Source organism: Vibrio sp. Makdt, assembly GCF_027587015.1.
In the GTDB taxonomy this organism is placed as follows: Bacteria; Pseudomonadota; Gammaproteobacteria; order Enterobacterales; family Vibrionaceae; genus Vibrio; species Vibrio chagasii_B.
Genome location: NZ_JAPPTH010000041.1, coordinates 14,614 through 27,208 on the forward strand (window position 1 = coordinate 14,614; position 12,595 = coordinate 27,208).

Annotated in this window: 9 protein-coding genes; 7 read left to right on the plus strand and 2 right to left on the minus strand. The window is 43.3% G+C overall.

From position 1 onward, the window contains the following. Positions 1-4 precede the first annotated feature (4 nt). The 7 genes from OH460_RS26310 to OH460_RS26340 all read left to right on the plus strand — a co-directional run bounded on the left by OH460_RS26310 (position 5) and on the right by OH460_RS26340 (position 8,599). Positions 5-799 carry a hypothetical protein gene (locus OH460_RS26310; RefSeq protein WP_270000094.1) on the plus strand — a complete coding sequence of 265 codons (795 nt, stop codon included), beginning with the start codon at positions 5-7 and terminating at the stop codon, positions 797-799. After that, a complete protein-coding gene (gene mobH, locus OH460_RS26315) occupies positions 799-3,201 on the plus strand; it encodes a MobH family relaxase (protein ID WP_270000095.1) in 2,403 nt (800 codons plus the stop codon). The genes OH460_RS26310 and mobH overlap by 1 nt, the downstream gene beginning before the upstream one ends. After that, the gene (gene traD / locus OH460_RS26320; protein ID WP_270000096.1) at positions 3,194-5,107 is read left to right on the plus strand and encodes a conjugative transfer system coupling protein TraD; all 1,914 of its coding nucleotides are present in this window, start codon (positions 3,194-3,196) and stop codon (positions 5,105-5,107) included. The genes mobH and traD overlap by 8 nt, the downstream gene beginning before the upstream one ends. Before the next feature lie 9 nt (positions 5,108-5,116). Next, positions 5,117-5,743: a hypothetical protein gene (locus OH460_RS26325; RefSeq protein WP_239917275.1), complete on the plus strand. Its 627-nt coding sequence runs from the start codon at positions 5,117-5,119 to the stop codon at positions 5,741-5,743. Next, positions 5,733-6,416: a DUF4400 domain-containing protein gene (locus OH460_RS26330; protein WP_270000097.1), complete on the plus strand. Its 684-nt coding sequence runs from the start codon at positions 5,733-5,735 to the stop codon at positions 6,414-6,416. Before OH460_RS26325 ends, OH460_RS26330 begins: the two co-directional genes overlap by 11 nt. Positions 6,417-6,438: 22 nt before the next feature. After that, positions 6,439-7,404 (plus strand): S49 family peptidase, encoded by a 966-nt coding sequence (locus tag OH460_RS26335; protein ID WP_270000098.1) that lies wholly within the window; start codon positions 6,439-6,441, stop codon positions 7,402-7,404. 574 nt (positions 7,405-7,978) lie between these two features. After that, positions 7,979-8,599, plus strand: coding sequence for a hypothetical protein (locus tag OH460_RS26340; RefSeq protein ID WP_270000099.1), 621 nt, complete (start codon positions 7,979-7,981; stop codon positions 8,597-8,599). A gap of 291 nt (positions 8,600-8,890) precedes the next feature. Here the strand turns inward: OH460_RS26340 and OH460_RS26345 are convergent, their stop codons facing one another. Next, entirely contained in the window at positions 8,891-9,880 is a 990-nt protein-coding gene (locus OH460_RS26345) for a hypothetical protein (RefSeq protein WP_270000100.1), read from the minus strand. A gap of 1,076 nt (positions 9,881-10,956) precedes the next feature. Further along, the gene (locus OH460_RS26350) at positions 10,957-11,445 is read right to left on the minus strand and encodes a DUF4262 domain-containing protein (protein ID WP_270000101.1); all 489 of its coding nucleotides are present in this window, start codon (positions 11,443-11,445) and stop codon (positions 10,957-10,959) included. Between the last annotated feature and the right edge of the window lie 1,150 nt (positions 11,446-12,595).

Consider the following 12,595-nt stretch of genomic DNA (forward strand, 5'->3'; position numbering starts at 1 on the left):
CACCATGGCTGAATTTAAGCAAATGCGACGCCACATCCCCGTTTCAATCGTGTGTCGAAGCGAGACAATGTACCGCTACTTAGGTCAAAAAGGCGGTCAATTGGTTGGCGCAACACAACGAATTGCGACGCTGTACGAGTCCACCGAAGACAACGATGAAAACCGTGATGCGGTAGTGTCTATCTTTGAAACCAACTTTGAACATTTGGAAGAAGGTCAAAGTGAGTTTGCAAGACAGGCTGATGCAGTGAAGCGTAAATACCGCAAACAAAATCGCAATGTACCTTTTCCTGAAATCGAAGTACCAGATAACCACAAAGTTGTCATCGATGTGACCCACCCTGTCTTCCAACGCGTGTTGCAGGTCATTCGAAAGTTCGACAACTCGATGGCGGTCATGGAAGTACTTTGGATGGTAGGCGATGTCGACGAAGAACGTTACAAGTACGCGAAAATCAAACTCGCTTCTACGATGTCGCGCTTCTCTAACGACGTGTTCCGTATTACCAACCAACTTCGCTCGCTAGACACTGGACGTGGCACAACACACCAACGCGTTAATCAGCAAATCAATCAAAAGTTGAAACCAGTAGAGGTGGTTGAAGAGGTCACCGATGAGCAGCCAGATAACGTGTCGGCTCCATTGAATGAAGCTGAAACTGAGCAAGAAGCAGAACCGGTGGATATTCATGCTGGTGGCGCTGAGATATTAGGCGAAGACGAAGACCCACTGAGTGCGGAAGAAATTCAAGCCGTAATAACTCAAAAATCCGATGAGTCACTACAGGAATCAGCTTAATGCGAATGTTTGATGGCGTCAGATCAAAATTAACTCAAAGTGCAATTATCGTAAAAGAGAAATTGCGCTTGAAAACTGGTGAGCTACATGAGGAGTTCGCCAGTGAAACTATTTTGAAGCAGCAGCAGGAGATCACTCGCTTGCAGAAAGAAGTCGCAAACATGATCAAATACCCGCCGACGCCAGATGGTGTCCCTGTCTTAACGGAGGGGGACATTTTATTCGCTTATAGAGGCATTATTAAGGAAACCTTCCTTGCCGTAGGCATGCTCGAAGGTACAGATAAAAGCCTGACTCCATGCTTTATGAACACGTACATGCATGCGATCCGTTCTGTGATTTCATTTTTCCACCTACTGCCTGCTAGTGAGTACCATCATCACAATGAAGTTGGCGGCCTACTTCGTCATTCATTAGATGTTGCCTTAATGACCTTAAGAATGTCGAAGGGCTCTCGACCTTTGGCTATCGGATTCCAAGATGAGGAGATGCTACGAGAACCGCGATGGCGCTTTGCCGCATGGTTGACAGGTTTGTTGCATGATGCAGGGAAAGTCATTTCTGACATGAGGATTTCGGGGAAAGAGCTGGATACCACTTGGAACCCACAAATTGAAACCATTTACGAATTCAGTAAAAGATACGGTATTGACCGCTACACCGTTAGCTGGAATCCACGCCGTGCTAACCATTACCATGAGAAGCTGTCAGTGCTGTTATTAGACATAGTACTTAGTGACACAGCAAAGCGCTGGTTATATCAATCTAACGATAACCTTTCAGGCCCAATCATTGACGCGCTGCAGAACTATGCCCGTAAGGAAGGGTATATCGAGAAACCATTGCGCCGTGCCGATGCGCTCAGTGCCGAACGAGATCGTAGAACCCAATTCCACAAACTCATCGGACAGCGTAAAGCCGGTAAGAGTCACGGCATTATCTCGGCCATCCGAGATTTACGAAAAAACCGTTGGAACAAAGTCAATGAAATCGGTGCTCGCATGTATGTCATTGATGGGGAGGTATACCTCGATTACCGAAATGGCGTGCAAGACATCATCAACCACATGAACGCTAATTCTAGCATCTCGGGTCACCTAGCCAGAATTGAATCCAACATTGGTATCGTGGTTCAAGAGATGGAAGAGCTAGGTATTGTGGAGCCGATGCATGAAGAGTCAGACTTTGTGAGGCTCACATTTACAGCGAAGCAAGGGAAGATGCGACAAGTGGATATCGTTCGTATCAGTTATCCAGATTTGGTCTTCGAAGGTGAATTACGCCCACCTAACCTTAAAGACTGTTACATCGAATTTTCTAGCATGGGTGAACGCTTAACAATCGACGCCAAAGGCAGCTTGGATTATACCGAGCCAAAAGATAACCCATTTCAGACCCTTTATAACTTGGACCCAGAACAAGGCTCCCAAGTAAATCGTAATAAAGCTCGTTCGTTGAATTTGCCGGGGCTACCAAAACCACCTGAAGAACTCATGCAAGCTGCCGAAAATCAATCACCGACAACGACCCCGCAGCAGATCAATGCACCAGCACCGGCCAATACGAGCAACTATGGGAAGCCAGCAACAGCGACACCTGCTCAGAAAAACGTTCCTGCACAGAAACCAGCACCCAAACCTCAAGCAACGAAAAAGCCAGCGACGAAAAAAGCAGCGACTAAGGCGAACACCACAAATGCAAACTCACCGTCAAAGACAAGTGGGCCAACAATCGTGTTCGAAAATGAAACAAATCAGTCAGTGGAAGAAAACAATTCTGCACCTAGTGTATGGGATGGCATGAACATCAACGCAGCTGACGACAAACCGGTTCAGGCACCGTCGTCCAAACCTCTAGCCTCCGCAGCTAAAGGGCGTAAGTCCCAAACACAAAAAGCACCGCAAAGAGCTTCCGCTTTAAAAAATGTGTCTGATAAAGACCTAAGAACCCTATGTTATGTGATGGCATGGGCGCTATCCAATGGTAAGACCGATGGTGACTCCATTGTCAGCTACAGCTCAAGAAATGCAATCTACGCGCACAAAACGTGGGTTCTTTGTCTTGTAGAGATGACCAACATGGAAATGAATACGACGGCCTTTTTTGACCGCTTCGGAGATGACATAGAGCCAGGGAAAATATTGGGTATTGACGCGACAGAGCACATCAAGTTGGACAGCAGTTGCGTCAAAGCCTTCGCAGAACTGTTCGGTGTGGGCGAAAAACTGTTCTTAGATCAAATTAAAAATTTCAATGACTATGGTAGGCCAGAGCGTATGGATAACCTCGATTTCTTTGCAGGAAAGCTCACCATTAACAGCGAGCAAGAGAAGTTAATTTTAGATTCAAACCTCGCCAAAGAATTGAACTTAATTGCTAATGGAGTCGCTTCTGATGTTTAAGTCAAAGACAAAACCGCTGTATGACGATATTCAAGACTACTTCCGTGAAGTGTTTGAGATACAACAAGCTCGCGCATGGCTGGCTTCGGGTGCTTTTTTCAGTGTCGCTGGTGGATATCAAGCATTGTACAACCTATTCACTGAGACACCGGCTCCCGATACGGTGATGCTGACAGGGTTAGGTATGGCCACCAGCTTTGTCATGGCCGCCAAACGATCTTCTGAAGCATGGCCAATTCTAAAGATGCAGGCTCGATTGTGTTCAAACAAACTGGATATAGAGTCTTTGGAAGACACTCGAAAGAAGGCAGAGAAATACAAAGACCGTATGTACTTAGGGACCGGCTTTAATTGGGGGCCTGAGCACGCCATCAATATGTATAAAATCAATGCCCTCCCTTCTGCACGCCGCGACCAAAAAGTGCCTTTATATTTAAGGAAGTTTATCCCCTATAACCCTGATCTGAACGAAGCATTAGGTGGGGAGCCATTCCTCATGGCCTTGGGCAACGAGAAAGATGTGACTGTGCATTATGATGTAGGCCGCGCACACACAATCATCTACGGCGTTCCAGGCTCAGGCAAAACAACATTGTTGAAGTTAATCGCATTAAACAAACTATGGTCAAAGCGAAAATGCTTGCTCATCGTCATCGACCCCAAAAATACGCCGGAAATGCGAAATGGGTTGAAAGCAGAGATGGAGCGTCAAGGTAAAGGGGACCAGTTCTACTATTTTGCCCCCGCACGGCCATCTGAGTCTGTCGTTGTTGATTGCCTAGCCAACTATAACCGAACATCGGAACTGGCAACCCGTGTCGTTGAATGTATTCCAACGGGCGGCTCTTCTGGGGAAGTCTTTAAACAATTCTGTTGGGAACGTGTAAACCAAATTACTCAGGCAGCGGAATACATCGGTGAACGACTCACACTTCGTACCCTTCATTACTACCTGCGTGAAGGTCTAGTTCGTGTCGTAGAGAAAACGTGTGAAACGTACTTCAGTCAAGAAATAGGTGTGGACTGGAAAGCCCAAATGAACGGTCGCATCAAGGCCATGGGATCGCAAGACTGGCTTGAAAACATGATCATGTATTATTCCGATGTCATGGCCAAAGACAAACCTTGCTCTCAACTTTCAGGGATCATTGACGCCTTCCATAAAAAATCATCTGAAGTGAGCACCAAAACTGGCTCATTGAATGCAATTCTGGAACAACTTTGCTCGGCGCCTCTAGATACATTGTTGTCCCCTGATTTAAATAATTTATCGGACAACCAACCGAACGTCGTCAATTTACGCGAGTTATCAAACACAGGTGGAGTGCTGTACTGCGCCACAGACGGTTTAACAGACCCAGTGATTTCAGGCACCTTATCGAAGCTTGTGTCGGCAGCTGCAGCGGCATCGTCAGCTGAACGTTATAACTTTGGTACAGGAGAAGAGCCAGAGGTTTGCTTTATGGTTGATGAAGCCCATAACGCGCTTAATGATCCAATACTAAATTTACTCGCCGTCGGTCGACAATCCAAATACGAACTGTACTTAAGTACCCAGTCCATGCCCGACATCGTAGAAAAAACCTCGCAAGCGACCGCCGATAGGATAACCGAGCTGTGTGCCAATACCATCGCCATGCGATGTGAAGGCAAAGTAACTCGTGAATATGTATCAGAAAAGATGGGGGCTGCCGATCTAAGAAAGCATCAAAAGATGATTTCAAACAGCGCCTCATCACAAGACTCCGTCTCTTCATTCAATTCAGGTTCTGGTGTACGTGAGTCATCAGAAGAGCGCAGTTTATTTCCACCGTTCATGGTATCGGCCTTACCCAACTTGCAAGCTATATGCAGCTTCTCAAATGGAAATAAAACCCTACTCCGCCTGCCTGTAGAGCCACGTTAAGGAAAGATTATGAAAGTATCGACCAAATTCAAAAAAATTACTGCCAGCGTTTATCTGAATCGAACGATCGATAAAGAGTTGAGCGAGCGATTGAATTATCAAGCGTTTATTTGGCCGTCTCTTGGTGAGGTTCAAATGCGAGTAGTGAGGTTATTCGGTGACGTTGTGCCAGCTTCTTTCAATGAAGGAGAAGAACAACTCTTACTTGATGTGGTATTGCGAGAGATGGCCGACACATGGGATGAGCATTATGAGAAGCACGGTAAAGAAGTCGCCTTCAAGCACATCTTTGTGAAAGTGTTTGACCGAACCTCCGAACTGTTCAAAGTCATGGTCACGTCAGAAGACACAAAGTCAGGCTGCGACCTAATCTGGGACCCGATTCGCTGTTCATTTTCAGACTTTGCTACGTCCAGCCGCGTATGTTGCATGGAAGTCATTGACAGAAAACTAACCTCAGAGAGCGAGAAACATTGTCGCCAACTGAGCCTGTTACTGCTCCCTCAACTCTTCGGTCGTCCTGAACTCAATACAATGGGTATCGCTCCCTACGCCTTCGAAGATCCTCGCTCGGTGAATTTGTTAGACCTGTTACTCAAACCTGAAAAGATATTGGAGGCTGCTCATGGCGCATGATACCCAATCTTTTATCGACGAAGGTAACAAAGCCTTACTCGGTGATGGTGTCACAATACTAAACCCGTGGGTAAGGTTAGGGTTTATGATCTGGTTCTTCTCTTTGTTGTATTGCTGGTTTGGTATGTCAGCAGAGCAATTTAGAGCCGACGTCATCGATGAGGTGTCCACTGTCCAGTCGACAATGACCGAAGAGCAATCAGAAATAGTGTTCGACCGTGTAAACGGTCAATACCAGACGACGATGGTCGATACGGGCATCTCCAACGTCATTGATAGATTTTATATTAAACCTAAAAAAACCAATGGGTCCGGGGTGTTTATCGCAGGTATCTCAGAGCGGCTGGTTGATAACACAAAGATGTGGTGGTATCGCAGCATACTTCGCCTGAACGTACTCATGGAATGGCTTCTTTTAGGTGGGGTGCTTATCTTCGCGTTCATGAGTGATTCTTACTACGAATATCGTAAGCGAATCTACGCCTTTAAACAGCACAACGTGAAAATAGCGGCCATGGCCTTTCGCATGATATTCATCATTATCTTTTCACTGTGGGTATTCCTTGTTGTCCCCATCATTGATGGCGAATTCTGGCGATATTTACCCCTATTTTTCATTGGTTTATGCATCCTGTTAACCACCACTATCATGCGTGAATTCCAACGCTTTTAAACAGACATAGGTAATCAATAACATGCGGATATTTAAAAAAAAGAATCAAGAACCAAAGTCATTGAGAGAAAGCCTCAAAGAGTTTACGCTGCGATACCGGTCTATTCACAACCTAAATCGTATTAAGGTCGGTTTCATTGTTTTTGGTGTGTTGTTCGCGGTCGGTCAAACCATATACCGAAGCCACTATTTCAACATGCCGGTTCCTCACATAGCGCTCATACAACTGGAGGGAGCTGTAGAGAGAGGCAGTCCGACAGCTGATGGAACTATCCTGTCAGAAAGCATAAGAAAAGCCATGAAAGATCCATTGGCTCATGCCATTTTGATTGAAGCGAACTCACCGGGTGGTAGCCCAGTGCAGGCCGAGATATTACATAGGACGTTAATTTCCATGAGAGAAACCACCAATAAGCCGGTCTATTTTTCGATAGGTGAAATGTGTGCGTCGGCTTGTTTATACATCAGCTCCTCGGCAGACAAAGTGTATGCCCATAAAAACTCGTTGATCGGCAGTGTCGGCGTCAGAATGGATACCTGGGGATTCGACAAACTGATTCAACAACTTCAAGTTCAAAGACGGACATACACAGCGGGTAAAAACAAAGCCTTGCTAGACCCGTTTTTACCCGAGAACCCTGAAGCAACAGAGCACATAGAATCACATGTCCTCCAGCCATTATTTGAGGAGTTCAAAGGGGCGTTAATTGAAGGTCGTGGCGAGAAATTGGAAACGGACAACCCGGACATCTTCACTGGCTACATTTGGACAGGTTCAGAGGCCGTTGAAATCGGATTTGCCGACGACATTCAAACGCATTTCGAGATCCGTGAAAATCTGCGTGATGAGTACCAAGTGACGGACATACAGAACTATACCAAGCCTAAGTTCAGCATGATGAAACTCCTGAGTTCCGATTTCTGGGCCGAGGTGTTAGCGAAAACCGCCATGAAGTTAAACTCAGGCAGCGAGATGGAGCTTAGATAGACAACTGGAGTGTTCGTTGTTCAATGAAAGACAGCCAACACTCCGCCTCTACTGCCAAGGTGGTGCAAGAACGTCGGTTCGCCGCTGGTGGAGGGATGGCAAAAATAAACGTCGCCCTTTTGCGATAACATAATATGGTAATGGGGGTCGGACAAAGACAGGCAAGTAAATGGGAAATTTCTTATCTCGGATGCGTCTTCACCCGAGTGAAAATCATTAACTGGGAATTCAAACTGTGAAGTGCATTACACATTTGTTGAGAAGATGTAAACAGACTTCATCGAAAAACCCGTGCCAATAATTGTGACGCAATTCAAACCCAATCAAGAATTTAGCCATAAAAATCATATGCTTATGTATAGTTAAAGTTCGAGCTATTGATATGTGAGAACAAAAAACATACAAAATAACCATTTATAAAACACCTTACATTAACCATGGCTATACACAAAGTTCGGTAAACAGCAATATCTTATTTGGTGATTTGCCAATACGAAAACCCTTAATTACTATTAATTAGTATGTTGAAAAATCTCAAATTTTTATTTAATTCTTAATGCGGTTGGGTGTCATTATGAGTAATAAGAAAACAGGAAATGAACCTGATACACACGCCGAGAAGCTCAGTTTGAAGCATCTTCGTCCTGTATCTTTCGACAGCGACACAACAGCTGACGCACATACCATTTTGCACAAAGTGTCTCTCACGGACCATGAAACGAACAAGTTCGATGCGGAATGCTGCAAGAAAGTGGCTGATAAGTTAAAACGCCTATACGAATCACGTGGTCTGATCGATGGGGATCTTACTGAGCACCACAAAGAAATGGTCAACTTTTCACCTGAAGTTGAGTTACAAAGATACTTATCAAGCCAACCCAACCAAAACCAACGGCCCAGAGAAAATCGTCATTCAGACCACCAGCATTTAGTTCAAATCCCACATTACTCACTTGATACATCGGATGAACGCATTCTGGCAATAGTGGCCGAAGGGAAATATCTAGAAAACAAAATGAAAGAGCTTGGCGCTAAAGGTGGTGGGATCAATACCATGAAACGCTCAATCAAATGTTTAATGCCCGAATGGGTACTGAAGCATTTTGACGTTATCACTCCAACCCATTACAAAGCGCTCCATGTCCATAATTACACGGTCAGTCGGGAGGAAGCAGAAGCTTTTTTGGAAGCCTGATCTAAGGTGAGGATGGGGTTCTTTTGTATAGAGGAGAAACCAAGCTTTCAATAGGCAGCGGTACGAACAGATATTTTCTATTTCTGTCATTCCACTTTCAGTGGAATGACTTCCCACCCGCTCGATTCTTAACTCACGGAGTGGGCAGACTCACTCAGAACATGCTCAAAACTAAATGACGATTCATGAAGCTCACTGGCCGTTGTCTCAACAAGAATTTTGGCCAGGTGTGAAGATTGTACGAGCGCCCCAAAAAGGTTTAGGGACGCTTACTTGATTAGAAAATGAATTTTAATCCTGCATCTGAGGCTTAATAAACTCATATTTCTTGCCTTGTGTGTATATAGCAGGAACATGAATGTTAAGCATTCGATATGAAAACTTCTTTCCACATGTTGAACAAGCCCAGTCTTCTATATTTTCGACAACGCGATAACCTGATTGTGGAAAAGATGGGAGATAGAAGTAAAACCCTTTTGGTAATTTAGCTGTAACGTCTTTTACGTACTGCTCGTAGCCCTCTACCCCCTCATACCCTTGAACTTTATTGTCATGAAAGAGATAAATTGAACCAAGACCGAGAGATGGTGTGTTCCAGATAGTTACATACTGAGAGTCGGCATCAATTAAGTTCGTCTTACCAAGCTTCATACCATTTTTGTTTTGGTAATCATCACTAACAAGCCCAAAACTGGTTTTCTTATCTTCACCAATAACGTAGCCTGTTCTTCCGTAAATCTTACCTCCAAACGTTGCTGTGCCTTCTTCCTGAAGAACTACATTGGTAAGGATATTTCCTTTATCTTTCAACGTTTTTAATACAGCATCTTCGATAAGTTTATTTGCAGCTGTATTTGCAGCAACTCCATCTTTATACAATGATGAATCAACAGCTATGATCCAGCCAGCTCTTGAGGCTATATGGTCAGATGTTACTAACTTCTCCAAAGAGCCACCAGCAAAGTGAATTGTTGCTCCCATCAAATTACCCGTAGCAAGAGAGATTGCCGAAGCTACATACGAAGCATCACCACGGTTATTTTCTAGAGAAGTTTCAATAGCCTTTATTTCTTCCTCAGTGAAGTCTTTCAGTGGGCTTTGGTAAGTTTCGAGTCCCCAAGTGTAGGGCTGCCTCAAGTATGTTTGATTAGCAATATTTAATGCAAGGCTATTATCATCACTGAAAGGTACGGGCTGAACTTCAGTTTTTGGCTCAATACTTGACGAAGAACAACCTGCCAGTACAACAGCCCAAAAAGCTAGAAAACTAAGACGCTTCATTTATGGAATCCTTTTATTTCACCTACAAATACCTCTTACAAGAACCAATGCTTGTAGATTAATAAAGGAGTTTACTACCCCCCTAATTGAAAAAATAACATTTCATTTTAAATTATGGACTTAACTCAAACTAAATAGATGTTCCATAGCATATTTTACCGTAATTTTATGGCAACAATATAGCTGGCCGAGATCACAGCCCTTTCACCTGCTTATACATTTTGGACACCGAAACGAGTAAGCGCCGCCTTGTCAACATTCTTAATCGTTTCCCAGCGAGGTCCATAGTCTCTCGCAATCGCACTGGCGAGGATGTGACGGCACAAGCCATTAATTTGTTCACATAATCTTTTGGAATAACGTACACCTTTTTCTACAAAGTCACACTCTTTAATACGTCACGATCTTTAGGTTATACGGATTTGCCCAAGCTCAAAATTGATTCGACAACAACGGCCACTTATCGGTAAGTCATAAATGGTTCGAGAAACGTAAGTATTGATGGTGCAAGCTTGATTAGATTTTGGGTCAGTCACTTTAAATCGTCCGTCTCGACGACAGTAAACGTCAACAGTTTGAGTAGACTCATCGACCTTAATCGACTGGATTGCCAGCCCCTGGATATGTAAAAGCCGAGAAAGTAACTGGGTTAAAATAGGAACCATCCATACTGACTAAAAAAGAGTTATTAGTCAGTATGGTAGAAGTCAGAATTATCGCGTTATGACTCAACAGAGCAGCGAAGAGTCAAGAAGATCTATGATTTAGATAAACACTAGTATGATACTTTTACTCGTGTACAACTGAGTGTTCGAACAAATCAATAAAGCACGTCTGAAGCCATAAATTCGAGCCAATAGTGCTTTCACCTGTTGTTGTGCAGCCCTTTCGGGTTTTTATACAGGAAACTGGAAAAGTACTCTTTTAAAAGTGGCTTATCAGACCAAACAGTCGGGTCTGAATATACTTAGATCCCGCCCGTTTACTACATGAAATTACATACCTGTTCATTGATTTATAGTGTCCATCCTTAGCCAAATACAAGTCGAATCATGGTGACACGACTTTGCCAGTATTTAGATATACAATTTTTCAAATTGAGCCACATCGAAGAAGATACTTTGATATGACTTCCACTTTGCATCAACGCCCTCTTGCCATGGAAAGCGGCCATTTGGATCGGGTAAAACCAGTTGAAACATCGGAATTTGCTTGTCATTCATACCCAGTGTGGTTTCAGCGATAGTGAACGTCCCATCAAGCATACAGTCCTGAGACACTTTAACCAACGCAACCGGTACATTGAATACCTCTTCAACATAAGTGATAGGCTCATCTAACTCAATTACACGTTCTTTGAGTTGATTAGCAAAATGATTACCAAAGAAGTGCATTTGATCCGGACTTAAACCCGTGAGGGCGATCTCGAACTGATTATCCGTGCTGACGGATAGACCAACCGAATACACATAATCATTACCCTTTGGGCTAGCAGTCATAATGAACGTGGTCTCACCTCGATCTAACGACTTAGAAATTGAATCAACAACTTTAAAACGTTCCATAATTACCTCTCTCATTGTGTGGATGGGAGTATTATGTAAGTCCTTTTGCCCGTATCCCCCCGATGTATGAATCGTCCAAGCATTCAAAAGGGTTCATGGATTAAACGGGGGGTAACCGGTAGTTGGTTCGAGGTTTAATTTCATGAAACGAAATCGGTTTGCTTCATCTTCACACTGAAAAACGGAGGTATGGTTGGGATTACTAAAATCCGCCCTGTCTCTTTTATGAGAATGAGTGCAAATTATACCTTATTTTCTTGATGGAAGCTGTCTTGCTTGGTTAACAGATATTAATGCGTGTGAGTGCTATAATACGAAACACTTAAAATGGCGTTAGGAAATGAAGTACACGACTTAGAAAAATTCCCGGGTGAACCATATCTGTCGCTACATTGTTACCTTTATTCAAAAATTTATACTAAGTCTTCAAATTCTTTCCGTTAATTGACATTTTGAACCAAACTCATCTGCATACTTTTTTACATGGACGGAAGTTCAATATCATTAGTAAAGTAAACGACTTTATAATGAATGCTATAATCACATAACAAAAACAAATAAAACACTCACAACCATTCAAATTTTGAATGAAAGATGGGTGAAGCCTTTTGTATAAGGCACTGAACAAAGAAAAAAGCTAACCACGTCAAACGTTGCAAACAAGTTGATATATCCGATTAAAAGTATAGGGATGTAAGTCTAAACATTTCCTAAACGTTTATAGCCATACGTTAGTCTGGTTTAACAAAAAGATAAGAAGACTAAGTTAATATTATGCAACTACATCATACGCACGAGCTAAACACCTCATCGAATCCATTTGAAACGTTTGATGAAAATATCATTATGTTTTTGGAACATTACCAGATCCGAGACTTTAGTTTCGAATCCCTCACTGCCTTTTTAAAAGCGGAATACTGCGCAGCTAAAAAAACCACTTCATTAAACATCTCCTATCAGGAGTGGGCCGTGAAGAACGATGAGTATGTATCCACTATCTCATCCTACTTCATATACAAAAACTGGTTAGTCCAATATGCACCACAAGATTCGAGTTCAATCGTTACACTTCATTGACTGAACGCGTAAAGCCCAATCATCGATTACAATGATTGGGCTTTATATTTGTACATTCCACCACCCTTTTTCA